This is a genomic window from Ancylobacter rudongensis, assembly GCF_900100155.1.
GTDB classification, from domain to species: Bacteria; Pseudomonadota; Alphaproteobacteria; order Rhizobiales; family Xanthobacteraceae; genus Ancylobacter; species Ancylobacter rudongensis.
Genome location: NZ_FMTP01000001.1, coordinates 202,543 through 218,107 on the forward strand (window position 1 = coordinate 202,543; position 15,565 = coordinate 218,107).

Annotated in this window: 14 protein-coding genes; 6 read left to right on the top strand and 8 right to left on the bottom strand. The window is 70.0% G+C overall.

Annotated elements, in window-relative coordinates; genetic code table 11:
* Positions 1-20 precede the first annotated feature (20 nt).
* Both BLO63_RS00885 and phnN read left to right on the top strand, forming a co-directional pair.
* Positions 21-1,160 carry an alpha-D-ribose 1-methylphosphonate 5-triphosphate diphosphatase gene (locus tag BLO63_RS00885; RefSeq protein ID WP_091437218.1) on the top strand — a complete coding sequence of 380 codons (1,140 nt, stop codon included), beginning with the start codon at positions 21-23 and terminating at the stop codon, positions 1,158-1,160.
* Positions 1,157-1,738 carry a phosphonate metabolism protein/1,5-bisphosphokinase (PRPP-forming) PhnN gene (phnN, locus tag BLO63_RS00890; RefSeq protein WP_091435954.1) on the top strand — a complete coding sequence of 194 codons (582 nt, stop codon included), beginning with the start codon at positions 1,157-1,159 and terminating at the stop codon, positions 1,736-1,738. The genes BLO63_RS00885 and phnN overlap by 4 nt, the downstream gene beginning before the upstream one ends.
* A gap of 26 nt (positions 1,739-1,764) precedes the next feature.
* Here the strand turns inward: phnN and BLO63_RS00895 are convergent, their stop codons facing one another.
* Entirely contained in the window at positions 1,765-2,409 is a 645-nt protein-coding gene (locus BLO63_RS00895) for a TrmH family RNA methyltransferase (protein WP_091435956.1), read from the bottom strand.
* A 215-nt stretch (positions 2,410-2,624) separates the two neighbouring features.
* On the bottom strand, positions 2,625-2,900 hold the full coding sequence (gene sciP, locus BLO63_RS00900) for a CtrA inhibitor SciP (RefSeq protein WP_018963919.1): 276 nt from the start codon (positions 2,898-2,900) through the stop codon (positions 2,625-2,627).
* Positions 2,901-3,211: 311 nt separating this feature from the next.
* Here sciP and mnmA point away from each other — a divergent pair, with 311 nt between their 5' ends.
* The 3 genes from mnmA to BLO63_RS00915 all read left to right on the top strand — a co-directional run bounded on the left by mnmA (position 3,212) and on the right by BLO63_RS00915 (position 6,521).
* On the top strand, positions 3,212-4,399 hold the full coding sequence (gene mnmA / locus BLO63_RS00905; RefSeq protein ID WP_091435957.1) for a tRNA 2-thiouridine(34) synthase MnmA: 1,188 nt from the start codon (positions 3,212-3,214) through the stop codon (positions 4,397-4,399).
* Between the two features lie 147 nt (positions 4,400-4,546).
* Positions 4,547-5,230, top strand: a complete 684-nt coding sequence (locus tag BLO63_RS00910; RefSeq protein ID WP_091435959.1) for a class I SAM-dependent methyltransferase — start codon at positions 4,547-4,549, stop codon at positions 5,228-5,230.
* Positions 5,231-5,303: 73 nt separating this feature from the next.
* Entirely contained in the window at positions 5,304-6,521 is a 1,218-nt protein-coding gene (locus BLO63_RS00915) for an alpha/beta hydrolase family protein (protein WP_091435961.1), read from the top strand.
* Between the two features lie 11 nt (positions 6,522-6,532).
* Here BLO63_RS00915 and BLO63_RS00920 read toward each other — a convergent pair whose 3' ends face one another.
* Positions 6,533-7,501, bottom strand: coding sequence for a glutathione S-transferase family protein (locus BLO63_RS00920; protein WP_091435962.1), 969 nt, complete (start codon positions 7,499-7,501; stop codon positions 6,533-6,535).
* Between the two features lie 98 nt (positions 7,502-7,599).
* Positions 7,600-8,118: a GNAT family N-acetyltransferase gene (locus BLO63_RS00925; protein ID WP_091435964.1), complete on the bottom strand. Its 519-nt coding sequence runs from the start codon at positions 8,116-8,118 to the stop codon at positions 7,600-7,602.
* 244 nt (positions 8,119-8,362) lie between these two features.
* Here BLO63_RS00925 and BLO63_RS00930 point away from each other — a divergent pair, with 244 nt between their 5' ends.
* A complete protein-coding gene (locus BLO63_RS00930; RefSeq protein WP_091435965.1) occupies positions 8,363-8,905 on the top strand; it encodes a GNAT family N-acetyltransferase in 543 nt (180 codons plus the stop codon).
* Here the strand turns inward: BLO63_RS00930 and BLO63_RS00935 are convergent.
* The 4 genes from BLO63_RS00935 to BLO63_RS00950 form a co-directional block, all read right to left on the bottom strand.
* A complete protein-coding gene (locus tag BLO63_RS00935; RefSeq protein ID WP_091435967.1) occupies positions 8,890-9,420 on the bottom strand; it encodes a dihydrofolate reductase family protein in 531 nt (176 codons plus the stop codon). The two genes, BLO63_RS00930 and BLO63_RS00935, sit on opposite strands and share 16 nt — an antisense overlap.
* Before the next feature lie 99 nt (positions 9,421-9,519).
* Positions 9,520-11,592, bottom strand: coding sequence for a hypothetical protein (locus tag BLO63_RS00940; protein WP_091435968.1), 2,073 nt, complete (start codon positions 11,590-11,592; stop codon positions 9,520-9,522).
* A gap of 79 nt (positions 11,593-11,671) precedes the next feature.
* Positions 11,672-14,578 carry a DUF4159 domain-containing protein gene (locus BLO63_RS00945; RefSeq protein ID WP_205409237.1) on the bottom strand — a complete coding sequence of 969 codons (2,907 nt, stop codon included), beginning with the start codon at positions 14,576-14,578 and terminating at the stop codon, positions 11,672-11,674.
* A complete protein-coding gene (locus BLO63_RS00950) occupies positions 14,575-15,522 on the bottom strand; it encodes a DUF58 domain-containing protein (RefSeq protein WP_091435970.1) in 948 nt (315 codons plus the stop codon). Before BLO63_RS00950 ends, BLO63_RS00945 begins: the two co-directional genes overlap by 4 nt.
* Between the last annotated feature and the right edge of the window lie 43 nt (positions 15,523-15,565).

Here is a 15,565-nt window from a genome sequence, read left to right on the forward strand (position 1 = left end):
TGCGGCAGAGTGAGGGAATGATGAGCGAGACCGTCTACGCCAATGCGCGGCTGGTGCTGGAGGAGGTGGTGATCGAGGGCCACCTCGTCGTGCGCGACGGCCTGATCGCGGAGATCGGCACCGGGGCGGCGCCGCGCGCGGCGCTCGACATGGGCGGCGACTATGTGCTGCCGGGCTTTGTCGAGCTGCACACCGACCATGTCGAGGGCCATCTCTATCCGCGCCCGCGCGTCACCTGGAACGCCTTCGCCGCCGTGACCGCCTATGACGCGCAGATCGCCGCCTCCGGCATCACCACCGTGTTCGATTCGCTGCGGGTCTGGCCCGACAAGCGGGCGGTGGGCATGGATGGCGACGCGCCGCTGCTCGCCGCCACGGTGCGCGAGGCGGGGGCGGCCGGCGTGCTGCGGGCGGAACATTTCGTGCATCTGCGCTGCGAAGTGACGGCCGATGGCGTGGTGGAGGAAGCGGCCGCGCTGATGGAGAGCGAAGGGGTGCGGCTGATCTCGCTGATGGACCACACGCCCGGGCAGCGCCAGTTCATGACCGAGGCGCAGTTCCGCAGCTACTATAAGAAGAAGAGCGGCATGAGCGATGCCGATCTCGACATCATCGTCGCCGACCGGCAGGACGCGCATGCCCGCTTCGCCCGGCCCAACCGCGCCCGGCTGGTGGAAATGGCGCGCGGGCAGGGCATCGTGCTGGCGAGCCATGACGACGCCACCGACGAACATGTGGCGGAGGCGATCGGGGATGGCGTCGCCATCGCCGAGTTCCCCACCACCGACGGCGCGGCCGACGGCTCGCACAAAGCCGGCATCCGCGTGCTGATGGGGGCGCCGAACATCGTGCGCGGCGGCTCGCACACCGGCAATGTCGCCGCCGAGAGCCTGGCGCGGCGCGGCGTGCTCGATATCCTCTCCTCCGACTATGTGCCGGGCAGCCTGCTGCTGGCCGCCTTCGACCTGCCGAACCGTGTGCCGGCCATCACCCTGCCGCAGGCGGTGGCGATGGTCAGCGCCAATCCGGCGGCGGCGGCGGGGCTCACCGATCGCGGCCGGCTGGCGCCGGGGCTGCGCGCCGATTTCATCCGCGTCTCGGCGGCCGGGGCCGGCCCGGCGGCGCGGGCGGTGTGGCGGCAGGGGGAGCGGATCTCGTGAGCGAGCAAGCGATAGCGGCGGCGGGCGTGGACGGAAAGCTCGGCCCCGGCCTGCTGGTGCTGGTGGTCGGCCCCTCCGGCGCCGGCAAGGACACGCTGCTCGCCTATGCCCGCGACAAGCTGGCCGGGCGCGCCGACATACGCTTCGCCCGCCGCCGCATCACCCGGCCCACCGACGCCACCGAGGACCATGTGAGCGTGGACGCCGCCGCCTTTACCGAGGCGCTGGCGCAGGGCCGCTTTCCGCTGCACTGGCAGGCCAATGGGCTGAGCTACGCTTTGGGCGAGGAAGTGGCGCAGGATATTTCGGCCGGCCGCATCGTCGTCGCCAATGGCTCGCGCGCGGCGGTGGCGGAAGCGCGGGCGCGCTTTGCCCGGGTGAAGCTGGTGCATGTCACCGCCCCGACCGAGCTGCTGGCGGCCCGCATCGCCGCCCGCGGCCGCGAGAGCGCCGGGGACGTGCTGGCCCGGCTGAAGCGCGAGCCGCCGCTCGACGCCCCGCCGGACCTCACCGTGCTGAATGTCGGCGCGGTGGAGACCGCCGGTGAAACGCTGGCGGGGTTTTTGGGCGGGCTGTAGCGCGCAGGCCGGGGGCGCTCACGGGTCTAGACGTCGGGGGTGAGCACCGTCGGCAGCGGATTTGCGCGCTTGCCCTTGCGGTGGCGGCGCTTGAACTTGCTCTGATATTCGCGCCGCTGTTTCGTGACCTCGTACAGGACGATGCCGGAACTCGTTCCCAGGTTCAGGCTCTCGATCATGCCGAACATCGGAACGGAGACGCACATCTCGCTGCGCTCGACGGCCAGATCGCTGATGCCGGTCGCTTCACTGCCGAACCAGACGGCGAGTTTCGTGTGCGCCGTGTAGTCGCCCTCGTGGAGGAAAAGGCTCGTCTTTCCCTTCACGTGCGGCGAGGTCACGATCGAGACGAAGCCCTTCTTTTCCAGATGGTCGAAGCACTCCTCCGTGCTGTCGAAGCGCTTGACGAAGGTCCACTTCACCGCCGAGACAGACGTGCTGGATATCGAGCGACGTTCCCGCAGTTCCTGCCAATCGTCCGGCAGCGACCGGCGCGGGTCGACGACATAGACCTTCTCGACGCCCAGCGCGTTCACGTTCCGGATGACGGTTCCGATGTTCTTTACATCGGATGGATTCTCCAGAACGGCGATCAGATTCTTGCAACGAAACGGCTTGATGTCCTCGGCGCGCTTGCGGACCGATTTCCTCGACGAGGCTTTCTCTTCCATGGCGACCCTGACGGCTTGGTGACCAGCTCCCATCTCGCTCCCCCATACACCAGGAGACGCGAGCCGATAGGAGGGGCCATCGTTCCACCTGCAGGAAGGAACCGCAAACGCGATTGAAGCCTTGGCGTCGTTTGGGTGGTCGGCGCGCCACTCCAAGCATGCCGTAAGAGGTGTGGGAGCGGCGGCTTCGGGTGAAATCCCGTGCCGTCGCCCCGCTACTGCCGGTATTGCTGGATGCGCGTGGTGCGCAGGCCGGCGAGGCCGTGGCGTTCAATCGACGCCTGCCAGGAAAGAAATTCCTCTGTCGTCAATGTATAACGGCTGCAGGCTTCCTCAAGGCTGAGGAGCCCGCCACGAACGGCGGCAACCACTTCCGCCTTGCGGCGAATGACCCAGCGCCGGGTGTTCGGCGGGGGCAGATCTGCAATGGTCAGCGGACTTCCGTCCGGCCCGATTACATACTTCACCCTCGGGCGATAGGGTTCTGTCATGTTTCACTCACTCAATACACACGACCAATGCCGTAAGCATAGCGCTGGAGATTTAAATATTCTCCTAAGCGAATCACGTGTCGGTGAGAGCTAAGTGTTTGCTGCTTCGTTAATATTTGCGAAGGACTTTGTTTACGTTTAATGCCGCAACGGCAATGGTGCCGGGGCACGCGCGGGAGGAAAGTGTTACCACGCGCGGCGGGCCCTGCCGGGCAGGGTTCATGAAATCGCCGCGGTGGCCTATATAGGGAAGACATCGCGTCGTTTTTTTGCGCCGCGCCCGTCCTCACGCCGTTTCGCAAGCCCCGCCCATGATCCGTCTCGACGACACTGACCCCCCCCCCAGCCAGACGCGCGTCGTGGTCGCGATGTCGGGCGGCGTGGATTCCTCGGTCGTCGCCGCGCTCTACGCGCAGGCCGGCTATGATGTGGTGGGCGTGACGCTGCAACTCTACGACCATGGCGAGGCGATGCACCACCGCCCCGGCGCCTGCTGCGCCGGCCAGGACATTTATGACGCCCGCACCGTGGCCGAGAAGCTCGGCATTCCCCATTACGTGCTCGATTATGAAAGCCGCTTCCGCCACGCGGTGATCGAGCGCTTCGCCGACGCCTATGCCGCCGGCGAGACGCCCATTCCCTGCGTCGACTGCAACCGCACAGTGAAGTTCCGCGACCTCCTGGAGACCGCCCGCGACCTCGGCGCCGATATTCTCGCCACCGGCCATTATGTCGCCAGCCGCGCGATGGAGAGCGGCCGGCGCGGGCTGTTCCGCCCGCTCGACGAGAGCCGGGACCAGAGCTATTTCCTCTACGCCACCACCCAGGCGCAGATCGACATGCTGCGCTTTCCGCTGGGCGAGACCACCAAGCCGGAGGTGCGGGCGCTGGCCGAGAGCTTCGGGCTGAAGGTGGCGGACAAGCCGGACAGCCAGGACATCTGCTTCGTGCCCAATGGCCACTACACCGCCATTGTCGAGAAGCTGCGCCCCGAGGCGGCCGAGCCGGGCGAGATCGTGCATCTCGACGGGCGGGTGCTGGGCCGCCATGCCGGGGTGATGCGTTTCACCATCGGCCAGCGCAAGGGGCTGGGCATCGCCGCCGCCGAACCGCTCTATGTCGTCGGCATCAATGCGGCGCAGCGGCGGGTGGTGGTTGGCCCCCGCTCGGCGCTCGGCGTCTCCGCCATCCGCATCGACGAGGTGAACTGGCTCGGCGAGGAATCTTTGGAGGATGCCGCCGCCCGCGAGCGCGAGCTCTATGTGAAGGTGCGCTCGGCCCGCGCCCCGGTGCCGGGCCATCTCGCCCCGGCCGAGGGCGGCGGGGTCGAGGTGCGGCTGCACGGCATCGAGGAAGGCGTGGCGCCGGGGCAGGCCTGCGTGTTCTACGCCGATGGCGAAGCGGGCACGCGCATGCTCGGCGGTGGGGTGATCCGCCGTTCGGCGGCGCCGTTCACCGCTTTGACACCTAACGTGGAGATGATGGCACGTTCGGCGTGAGTCGGCGTTACGCAAGAGCCCTTTCCGATCCGGTGACATCACCGGATCGATAAGAAAGTGCGCGAAGATCAGTCAGCTGGAGCCTTTCGCATGGCGAAAAGGCTCGTGGGAACGGGCGCCGGCCCGGCATTGTGCAAGGGGAGCTGCATGAAGACCGATCTCGATCACGCCACGGTTCAAGAGGCTTACGCCGGCTGGGCCCCGATCTACGACATCGTGTTCGGCGCCGTGTTCGAGCCCGGCCGCAAGGCGGCACTGCAGGCGGCGGAGCGGATCGGCGGGCGCATCCTCGATTTCGGCGTCGGCACCGGCTTCGCGCTGCCGGCCTATCGGCGCACCAATCGCCTGGTCGGGGTCGACATTTCCGAGCCGATGCTGCGCAAGGCGCATGAGAAGGTGGCAAAGGAAAACCTCACCCATGTCGAGGGCCTGTGCCTGATGGACGGTGCCCATATGGGCTTCGCCGACAATTCCTTCGACGTGGTGATGGCGCAGTTCGTCATCACCGTGGTGCCGCACCCGGAAGAAACGCTGGACGAAATGGCCCGCGTGCTGAAACCCGGCGGCGAGATCATCCTGGTCAACCATCTCGGCGCCGAGGACGGCCCGCGCGCGGTGTTCGAGCGCTGGTTCGCCCGCCGCGCCCGCAAGCTGGGCTGGCGCCCGGAATTCCAGTTCGCCCGGCTGCACAATTGGGCGGTGCGCAATGGCACGGTGGATTTGCCGGTCAAGCGCGACGTGGCGCTCGGCATGTACACCATGGTGCGCTTCCGCAAGCGCAGCGAGGCGGAGATCGCCGCCGCCAGCGAAAGCGTCGCGCTGGCCGGCTGAGGTGGTATTGCGCGGGGGGGGGCGTTATCGCCGAGGCTGGCCGCGCCCCGTCACCCCGAGCTTTCCGCAGATCATGGCTTTCCTGTCCCGCCTTGTCACCCGCGCCAGCCTTTCCCTCCTCCTGCTCGCGCCCGCCCTGCCGGCGCGGGCGCAGCAAGGCGGCGCCGTCGCCGTGACGGGCGGGGTCAGCTACGAATATCTTGAGACCTGGGATGTCGACCGGCTCAACGCCGTGCTGACCACGCAGATCCCGGACTTCGCCAAGATCACCGTCGCCTATACGCCGGCGCGCAACGGTGCGAGGCTCTACCGCGTCACCTATCCCAGCGTCATTCCCGAGCGCGGCAACCGGCCGACCGTGACCACCGGCCTGCTGGCGGTGCCCGACCTGCCCGGCACATCGTTCCCGATGGTCTCCTATCAGCACGGCACGGTGTACGGGAAACAGGAGGTGCCCTCCTTCATCGCCCAGTCGCCGGAGACGGCGCTGATGGTGGCCCAGTTCGCCGGGCAGGGCTATATCGTCGTCGGCGCTGATTATTTCGGGCTTGGCCTGTCCACCGAGCCGGAAGGCTACATGGTGAAGGCCAGCCAGCAGCAGGCCACCGCCGACCTGCTGGCGGCGAGCCGCAGCGTGCTGGAGGCGATGAAGCTCTCCAGCCCGAAACTGTTCCTCGCCGGCTGGTCGCAGGGCGGCTTCGTCACCATGGCGCTGCTGGAGAAGCTGGAGGCGGACGGCATCGCGGTGAATGCCGCCGCCACCGCCAGCGCGCCGGTCGATGTCTATGTGGCGCTGAGCGGCTTTCTCGACTTTCCCCGCCCGCTGGACGCGACCTGGGTGATGTCGCTGTTCATCCTCTCGGCGTTTTCCTACGAGAACTACTACGGCCTGCCCGGGCTGGCGCGGGCGCTGATCGCCGACGAGTATTACGAGGTGACGCGCAAGGCCTATGCGCGGGAGGAGTTCAATGTCGCCGACATTCCGACCGACATCACCAAGCTGATCCGCCCCGCCTATTTCGACCCGCAATACTTCGCCAATTCGGCCTATGGCCGGATCGCGCTGGCCACCAATGCCTATCGCTGGGTGATCAAGACGCCGGTGCGCAACTATTATGGCGAGACCGACGAGGTGATCAGCACCGGCCTCGGCCAGCTGGCGCAGACCTATCAGCGGGCGATGGGCGCCGGCAACATGCAGGTGGAGGCGATCTCCACCGGCAAGACCACCCATCGCGGCACCTTCGCCACCGCCGTGCCGCAGTGGAAGGCGTGGTTCGACGGCAAGTGAGGGGGGCTCCCTCACTCCCACCACACTTCCGGCCCCACCGGGACGATGCCGGTCGGGTTGATGGTGGTGTGGCTCTCGTAATAGTGCCGCTTGATGTGGGTGAGGTTGACCGTCGCCTTCACCCCCGGCAAAGCGTAGAACGCCTTCACATAGCGCGACAGGTTCGGGTAGTCGAAGATCCGGCGGATGTTGCACTTGAAGTGGCCGACATAGACCGGGTCGAAGCGGATCAGTGTGGTGAACAGGCGGATATCGGCCTCGGTCAGCGCCTCGCCCAGCAGCCAGTCGCGGCCCTCCAGCCGGGCCTCCAGCGCGTCCAGCTCGGTGAACAGGGCGGTGACCGCCTCCTCATAGGCGTCCTGCGCGGTGGCAAAGCCGGCCTTGTAGACGCCGTTGTTCACCGCGTCATAGACGCGGGCGTTCAACGCATCGATCTCGCCGGCGAGGGCGGGCGGGTAGTAGTCGTGCCGGTCCTCGGTGAAGGCGGCGAAGGCGGAATTGAGCATGCGGATGATTTCCGCCGACTCGTTGCTGACAATGGTGCCGCGCGTCTTGTCCCACAGCACCGGCACGGTGACGCGGCCGGAAAAAGCGGGGTCGGCGGCGAGATAGACCTCATAGAGCCGCTGCTTGCCGAGCACGGAATCGGTGGTGGCGCCCTCGCTGCGGTGCGCGGCATGGTCGGCGAAGACCCAGCCTTCCCCGCCCATGAACGGGTCGACCACCGAGACGGAGATCACCTCTTCCAGACCTTTGAGCGCCCGCATGATCAGGGTGCGGTGGGCCCAGGGGCAGGCGAGCGAGACATAGAGGTGATAGCGCCCCGCTTCCGCCGGAAAGCCGCCCTCGCCGGAAGGGCCGGGGGCGCCGTCAGCGGTGATCCAGTTGCGGAAGCGCGTCACGGTGCGCTCGAAGCGCCCGCCCGTGCTCTTGGTGTCGTACCATTTGTCGACCCATTTTCCCTCGACCAGCAGTCCCATGCGCGCTCTCCCTGTGTTTCCCTGACAATAGGGCGCGGGGCTGATGAGGCCAGTTTTCCCGTTTGCACGCCGGGCAGGGCGCTCTTGCGCAGATGCCGTCAGCCGATCCGCTTGACATAGAGCAGGGTCGCGGTGAGGCCGCCATGCGGCTTCAGCGCGTAGTCGGGCAGGCGGCCGGCGGGCAGGAAACCGTGCTTTTCATAAAGGCCGGCGGCGCCGTCCTCTTCCGCCGTGTCGAGCACCAAGAGGGTGCGCCCTCGCGCCACCGCCTGCCGCTCCACTTCCAAGAGCAGCGCGCGGGCAAGGCCCCGGCCGCGAAAGGCGGGGCGGGTCATCATCTTGGCGATCTCGGCCCGGTGCGGCTGGTTCTCCGGCAAGGCGAGCTGAAGCGTCACCGTGCTGGCGAGCACGCCGTCGACAAAGGCGCCGAGCACGAGCCGCTCGCCCCGTGCCGCCGCGTCCAGGCTGGCGTGGGCGAAAGCGCGGGCCTTGTCAGGCGCCACCGGGTGCATGAAGCCGACCGAGCCGCCGCCGGCCACCGTCTCGATCAGCAGGCTGGCGAGGGCGTCGATGCTGGCGGGATCGGGGGCGAGGGGGCGGATTTCGGGCGCGGGCATGATGGCGGTGAGGCTAATCCATCCGGCGCCGGCCCGGCAACGCTCGACCTCGCGCGCCGTCCGTGCTATCGGGCGCGTCCGATCGAGGAAAGCCCGATGTTCCGGTTGCCGGCCCAGCGACGACGAGACGAGCGAGCCCGCCGCGCCAGCATGCGCGCGTGCCTGCCCGTTGCTGCCCGCTGAGAGCCGTGATGCGCGGTGGCTCGGTGCGGCGGTGTGCCGACCCTGAGCGCCGAGAGCCCCGATGACCGAACTGTCCATTTCCCTGCTGCCCGAGACGCCCGCCGACGATGCCGCCATCGAGCGGCTGATCGCCCGCACCTTCGGCCCCGGCCGCTATGCCCGCAGCGCCTTCCGGCTGCGCGAGAACAACCCGCACCGGCACGACCTGTCCTTCACCGCCTCTATCGGCACCATGCTGGTCGGCTCGGTGCGGCTGACACCGATCGTTATCGGCGACTTGCCGGCGCTGCTGCTCGGCCCGCTCACCGTCGAGCCGCCCTTCCGCTCGCACGGCATCGGCCGGCGGCTGGTGGAGCGGGCGCTGGAGGCGGCGAGGGCGGGGCTGGCGGAAGCGGGCGCGGCCCGGCTGGTGCTGCTGGTGGGCGACGAACCCTATTATGGCCGCATGGGCTTCCAGCGCGTGCCGCGCGGGCAGGTAAGCCTGCCCGGCCCGGTGGACCCCGCCCGCGTGCTGGTGTGCCCGCTCGATGCCACGCCGATGGACGAGGTGCGCGGGCCGGTGCGGAAGGCGTTCGCCCCGGTCGCGGTTCAGGAAAGCGCGTAGCGCAGCCGCACCATGCCGTTGGTGTAGCGCTCGGTGTCTTCAAGCTGCAGCCGCCGGGCCGGCGTTGCGCCCGGCGGGAATAGCGGAATGCCGCCGCCGAGCAGCACGGGAATCACGAACAGGTCCAGCCGGTCGAAGGCGCCAGCGGCGATGAAGGTCGCCTGCAGCCCGCCGCCGCCCACCACCCAGGCCGCGCCCTCGCTGTCGCTGCCGCCACGCACATGGTCGATGAGCGCCGGCACGCCTGCCGTCCAGGCGGCGACGCCGGCGGGGGCGTCGTCGAGCGGGCGCGAGGTGACGATCAGGCCGCGCCGTCCGGCATAGGGCCAGCCGCCCGGCATGGCGGCGACGGCCTCATAGGTCGCGCGGCCCATCACCACCGTGCCGATCTCGGCAATGAAGGCGCCATAGCCGGAATCGACATCATCGAACGGGGTGAGCCAGTCGAGGCCGCCGTCGCTGTCGGCGATGTAGCCGTCGAGGCTGGCGGCGATGAAGCCATAGATGCGGGTCATGGGGCGCTCCGAGTCGTTGGCGCACGAACATGACCGGTCGCGGGCGCGGGGGCCAGCCCCGGGGCGCCGTTGATCGAGAGGGGGCGCTTGGTGCGGGGCTTACCGCCCCTCGCGGGCCCAGGCGGCGGCGACGCCGGCGAGCAGGATCAGCAGGCCGGAGAGGCCGGCGAAGAGCGGGAACAGGCCGAGCCCGCGCACGACAGACACCTCGCGCATGGCCAGGCCCATCCAGTCCTCGCCGGCGAAGCGCTCGCCCGAGCGCACGGCGACGACGCGCGGCACAAGGCCGGCGAGGTCCGCCATGCGCCAGACGCCGCCGCCGGTCGCCTCAAGCGTGGGGCGCAGCGCCTGCGTCGTTGAGGTCACCTCGGCGAATTCGCGCGGGTTGAGCGGGCCGACATTGACCAGCGCGGTGTGGGTGCCGTCGGTGGCGCGCCACAGGCCGAGCATGTCGGCCGGGAAGGTGACGCGGAACAGGCCCGGTGCGGCGGGTTCCAGCGTGACGCGGCGCGTGGCGCCTGTCGGGGTGGTGATGGTGACCAGCGGGGCGCTGTCGCCCATGGTCTGGCGCTCGACCATGAGATCGCCGCCCTGGGCGACCATGCGCAGGCGCTCCTCCTCCAGGTCCGGTTCCTTCATCAGCCAGTGCGAGAGACGGCGCAGCAAATCGATATGCGGGCCGCCGCCCTCATAGCCGCGCGCCCACAGCCAGAAATGATCGGACAGCAGCAAGGCGACGCGGCCTTCGCCGACGCGATCGAGCAGCACCACGGGCTTGCCGTTCGGGCCGTCCATCACGCTGGTGCCGCGCGCGCCATCGGTATCGACCAGGCGGAAGAAGCGCGACCAGGCCGGCGGGTCGCTCTCCGAGCCCGGCAGGGCGCGGGTGACGGGGTGGCGCTGGCCGGCTTGCGTGAGCTGGGGGCGGTAGGGCGTCTGCGTCATCTGCCCGGTCGGCCCGGCCGGCAGGATGGAATCGAGCGGGGTGTAATAGACCGAGCCGTCGGAGACATAGTCGGTGCCGGCGGAAACCAGCAGCGCGCCGCCCTCTTCGACATAGCGGACGATGTTGTCGAAATAGATCATCGGCAGCACGCCCTGCTGGGCGTAGCGGTCGAAGATGATGAGGTCGAAATCCTTGATCTTCTGCTGGAACAGCTCGCGCGTCGGGAAGGCGATCAGCGACAGCTCATTGATCGGCGTGCCGTCCTGCTTTTCCGGCGGGCGCAGGATGGTGAAGTGGACGAGATCGACATTAGCATCTGATTTCAACAGGTTGCGCCAGGTGCGCTCGCCCACATGCGGCTCGCCCGACACCAGCAGCACCCGCAGCTTGTCTCGCACCCCGTCAATGGAGACGGCGGCGCGGTTGTTGACGGCGGTCAGCTCGCCCTCAAGCCCGGCGGCCTCGATCTCGATGATGTTGGCCCCCGCATGGGTGATCTCGACATCCACCTCGGCCGGCTGGCCCGATGTGACGATGGGCCGGGCCACCACTTCGCCGTCGCGGCGCACCGTGACGGACACGCGCGCGCCCGATGGGGCGCCCTCGTCCTCGACCCGGTAGCCGATGGTCTGGTTCTGGCCGACAATGCCGAAGCGCGGCGTGGAGGTGAGCGCCACGCGGCGGTCGCGCTCGCCTTCATGGCCGGAGATGATGGCGTGCACCGGGGCGCGGAAGCCGAGCGCGGCGATGGTCGCGGGAATGTCGTGCACCCGGCCGTCGGTGAGGAAGATGGCGCCGGCCACCCGCTCGGGCGGCACATCGGCGAGGCCGGCGGAGAGGGCGGTGAACAGGCGGGTGCCGTCCACCTCGCCGGCGCCGCCGCCGGCGTCGATGAAGCGGATCTCGGCGCCCTGCTCCTTCAGCCGGGCGAGGCGGGTGTCGAGCTCGGCGCGGGCGGCCTGGGTCATCTGGGTGCGCTCGCCGAATTCCTGGCTGGCGCTCTGGTCGACGACGACGGCGACCACCGTGGAGAGCGGCTCGCGCTCCTCGCGGGTCAGCGAGGGGTTGGCGAGCGCCAGCACGGCCAGCGCGATCGCCAGCGCCCGCAGCAGCGAGCCACGGGTGCGCGAGACGATCACCAAAAGCGCCACCGCGCCGGCCAGCACGGCGGCGGCGATCAGCCATGGCAGCGGGATCAGCGGATCGAAGGCGAGGCCGAGATTCATGCGGGGCGTCCCTCGGCGCGGGTGTTACCCCCTCTCCCCGCAGGGGAGAGGGAGGCGGGACGGGTGACCTGAGAACAACTCATTGCCCCAGCCTTTCCAGCAGCGCCGGCACATGCACCTGGTCGGCCTTGTAGTTGCCGGTGAGCACATACATGACGAGGTTGGCGCCGGCGCGGAAGGCGAGTTCGCGCTGGCGCGGGCCGCCATCGGAGACGGGGAGCATGGGCTGGCCGAAATCGTCCAGCGCCCAGGCGCCGGCAAGGTCGTTCGAGGTGATGACCACGGGCGACACCCCGTCGCCGGCGCGGGCGGGGCGTTCCTCCGCCTCGTCGGCGGCCGGCAGCGCCTCCACCCAGGTGGTGCCGCCGGTGAAGCGGCCGGGGAAGTCGCGCAGCAGGAAGAACGCCTTGGTCAGCACATGGTCGCGCGGCACCGGCTCCAGCTCGGGAATGTCGAGGCCGGAGAGGATGGCGCGCAGCGTGTCATTGGCCGGCGAGCCGGCGCCATTGGAGCCGGGCAGGGTGGTTTCGGCGTCGCGCGTGTCGAAGATGACGGTGCCGCCCTGCTTCATGAAGGCGTCGACCCGCGCCAGCGTCTGCGGGCTCGGGCGCTCCGTGCCGGGCACGATCGGCCAGTAGAGCAGCGGGAAGAAGGACAGTTCGTCGGTGGCGAGGTCGACCCCCATCGGCTCGCCCGCCTCCAGCGCCGTGCGCTCGCCGAGAAAATCGGTCAGCCCCTTCAGCCCGGCGCGGCTGATGGCGTCGGTCTCGGCGTCGCCGGTCACGACATAGGCGAGGCGGGTGGAATTGGTCGCCTGCAGCGCGAAGTCGATCTCGCTTTGCGTCATCGGCTTTTCAGGCGCGGCCGCGGCCGGTGCCTGGGCCTTCTGGGCGAGAGGTTGAGTCAGCCGCTGCGGCTGCGCCTGCGCCCCCGGCGGCAGCAGGCTGGCAAGCCCGAGCGCCAGCACCAGGGCAGCCGCCCCGCCCGTGGCGCCCTTTGCCGCCCGGCGGGCGGTGAGGCGGGAGACGCCGCCGGCGAGCAGGAACACGATCATGGCGTCGACCAGAAGCAGGGCCAGCAGCGCCACCAGCAGCGGCGCGCGCAGATCGCGCGGCGTCGCGTCGCGATAGGGCTCCAGCCGGCCAAGCGATGTGAGGTCGAGCGCTACCAGCCGGTCGCGCGGCAGCAGGGCGTTGACCGCCACCAGCCCGTCCGGCGGGCCGTAGAAGCCGGGCGGATGGTCGGCAACGGCGCGGCCGCGATAGCCGACGGGGATCGCCTTGGCGGTCGGCATGGTCGGGCGGAAGGCGCCGAAGCCGTCGAGCAGGCGGGTCGGAGCCAGCGTCTCGCCGTTCAGCACCGGCCCGCCAGTGGCGTCCACCGCCGCCTCGCTGGCGGTGGAGCCGCCGAGCGCCACCACCCGGCGCAGCATCTCGACGAAGGCGCCCGAGATCGGCAGGTTCGACCAGGAGGTGTCGGCGGTGACATGGAACAGCGCCAGCGTGCCGGCGCCGCGCCGCTCGCCGGTGACGAGCGGCGTGCCGTCGGACAAGGTGGCCCAGGTGCGGGCGGCGAGCAGGCCGTCCGGCTCGGCCAGCACCTGCCGGTTCACCGTGATGTCATCGGGCACCGGCACGTCGCGGAACGGGCCGTCGGCGGAGAAGCCGCCGAGCGACTGCGGCTGTTCCCAGGACAGCGAGCCGCCGAGCACCCGGCCGCCGCGCCGCAGCGTGACCGGCACCAGCTCGTCCGAGCCATTGGCGAGGCGCGGGCCGGCAAAGCGGATGAGCACGCCGCCGCCCTCGACCCAGCGGGCAAGGCGGGCCTGCGTCTCCGGCGGCAGCGTGCCGACATCGGAGAGGATGATGACCGGCAGCTTCTGCTCGATGAAGCGGTCCACCGCCTCGGCGGTGGAAGCGCCTTCGGCGGCGCGGATATCGGCGAAGGGGGCGAGCGCCCGGGTGAGATAATAGGACGGCGCGAGCAAAGGCTGGCGCTGGTCGGCGGCGACGCCGGAGACGACGCCCACCGCGCGGCGGCGCCAGCGCTTGTCGAGCAGCTGTACCGCGCCAGCGGAGGCCTCGTCGGCAATGTCGAGCCGGGCGACCTCATTGCGGATTTCCACCGGCAGGTCGAAGCGGGCCGCGCTTTCCTTGGCGCCGGGCTCGAAGGCGAAGGGGGCTTCTCCCAGCGGCAGGCCGCGCATGTCGAAGGCGCGCACCACGCCGGCGCGCGGCACGCTCTGGCGGTCGGCGCGCAGCACCGTGACGGTGAGCGCATCCACCGCATTGTCGGCGCCGGCCAGCGCCAGCGGCTCATTCACCCCGTCGACCAGCGTGGTGAGCGGGCGATCGCCTGTTATGGCCAGCAGGTCGGCGGGGGCGGCGCCGGGGCCATCCAGCGCCACGCCGTCGGAGAGATAGATCACGCTCGCCTGCGGGGCGCCGGCCAGCGCCTTGGCGAGGCTGGCGAAGGCGGGGGTGCGGTCCGGCACGAATGGCACGGGATTGAGGGTGCGCAGGCGCTCGCGCGCCTCGTTCGGCGCCATCACGCGCGGCTCCAGCGGCGGCTCGCCGGTGGGAATGAGGATGATTCCGCGCCCTTCGAGATCGGCATCGGCGACCACGCCCTCGGCGCTGGCGCGGCGGGCGGCCCAGCCGGCGGCGGCCGGCCAGCCGGAATCGATCAGCAGCGCCACCGGGCCTGACGAGGCCGGGCCGGCGACGGGCGGATTCCAGATCGGCCCGGCGGCGGCGACGATGATGATGGCCGCCAGCAGCAGCCGCAGCACGGTGAGCCACCACGGCGTGCGGGCCGGGGTCTCCTCCTTCGGCGGAATGTCCAGCAGGAGCCGCATCGGCGCGAAGGCGATCTTGCGCGGGCGCGGCGGCACCAGCCGCAGCAGGAACCACAGCAGCGGCAGGGCGGCGAGCGCGGTCAGCAGCAGCGGGGTGGCGAAAGCGAGGGGCAGCCCGAACAGGTTCATGCCGCGTGTCCCGTCTGGTCGGCGCCGTCGCCGGCCGTGCCCTCGCGCGGCGGCACGGCGCCATGGCCCCCGCTCATGCGCGCATGCAGCGCCAGCAGCACTTCGCTGGCCGGGCGGTCGGTGCGGTGGACGAGGAAGCTCCAGGTGCGGCGCTCGGCCTCGCGGCGGATGGCCTCGCGATGGGTGGCGACGCGGGCGACATAGTCGGCCCGCACCGTCTCGGCCCGGCCGATGGTGAGCGTAGCGCCGCTTTCCGGCTCGCGGAACTCGACCCGGCCGGAATAGGGGAAGGTCTCTTCCGCCGGATCGCAGACCTGCACCACATGGCCATGGGCGCCCGACGAGGCGAGGCCGGCGAGGCTCGCCACCACCTCGCGCGTCGGGCTCCACAGATCGCCCAGCAGCACCACCTCGGCCAGCGGCGAGGGGGCGAAGGCGGGCGGCAGGCTCTGCGGCAGGCTCGCGGCGTGGATCAGCGATTCCGCCATCTTCTCGACGATGCGGCGCGAGGCGGACGGGTTCATGACGCCGGGAATGCCGACCCGCTCGCCGCCGCGCACCAGCAGCTCGGCCAAGGCGAAGGCGAGCACCAGCGCCCGGTCGCGCTTGGTTTCCCACACCAGAGGCGAGGCGAAGACCATGGAGGCGGAGAGGTCCGGCCAGATCCACACCGTGTGGGCGGCCTCCCATTCGCGTTCGCGCACATACAGATGATCGTCGCGGGCGGAGCGGCGCCAGTCGACGCGGCTTGAGGGCTCGCCATCATTGAAGCGGCGGTACTGCCAGAAGTTTTCGCCGGTGCCGGCGCGGCGGCGCCCGTGCAGGCCGTGATAGACGCTGGCCGCGATGCGGCGCGCCTCCAGCACCAGCCGGGGCATGGCGGCGATGAGGCCGGCGGCATCCTGCGCGGCGCTTCGCACGGCGGTATCGGCCTCGAACTCCACCCGGTCAGGTCTCCGTCACGCGGTAAGCGGCGTATGCCGCGGG

Excerpts from the sequence above, each read along its gene's own strand:
- BLO63_RS00915 (WP_091435961.1), top strand. The coding sequence starts at position 5,304 with ATGGCTTTCCTGTCCCGCCTTGTCACCCGCGCCAGCCTTTCCCTCCTC.
- BLO63_RS00935 (WP_091435967.1), bottom strand. The coding sequence starts at position 9,420 with ATGACCCGCATCTATGGCTTCATCGCCGCCAGCCTCGACGGCTACATC.
- mnmA (WP_091435957.1), top strand. The coding sequence starts at position 3,212 with ATGATCCGTCTCGACGACACTGACCCCCCCCCCAGCCAGACGCGCGTC.
- BLO63_RS00940 (WP_091435968.1), bottom strand. The coding sequence starts at position 11,592 with ATGAATCTCGGCCTCGCCTTCGATCCGCTGATCCCGCTGCCATGGCTG.
- BLO63_RS00885 (WP_091437218.1), top strand. The coding sequence starts at position 21 with ATGAGCGAGACCGTCTACGCCAATGCGCGGCTGGTGCTGGAGGAGGTG.
- BLO63_RS00920 (WP_091435962.1), bottom strand. The coding sequence starts at position 7,501 with ATGGGACTGCTGGTCGAGGGAAAATGGGTCGACAAATGGTACGACACC.
- sciP (WP_018963919.1), bottom strand. The coding sequence starts at position 2,900 with ATGACAGAACCCTATCGCCCGAGGGTGAAGTATGTAATCGGGCCGGAC.
- BLO63_RS00930 (WP_091435965.1), top strand. The coding sequence starts at position 8,363 with ATGACCGAACTGTCCATTTCCCTGCTGCCCGAGACGCCCGCCGACGAT.
- BLO63_RS00945 (WP_205409237.1), bottom strand. The coding sequence starts at position 14,578 with ATGAACCTGTTCGGGCTGCCCCTCGCTTTCGCCACCCCGCTGCTGCTG.
- BLO63_RS00910 (WP_091435959.1), top strand. The coding sequence starts at position 4,547 with ATGAAGACCGATCTCGATCACGCCACGGTTCAAGAGGCTTACGCCGGC.
- BLO63_RS00925 (WP_091435964.1), bottom strand. The coding sequence starts at position 8,118 with ATGCCCGCGCCCGAAATCCGCCCCCTCGCCCCCGATCCCGCCAGCATC.
- BLO63_RS00895 (WP_091435956.1), bottom strand. The coding sequence starts at position 2,409 with ATGGAAGAGAAAGCCTCGTCGAGGAAATCGGTCCGCAAGCGCGCCGAG.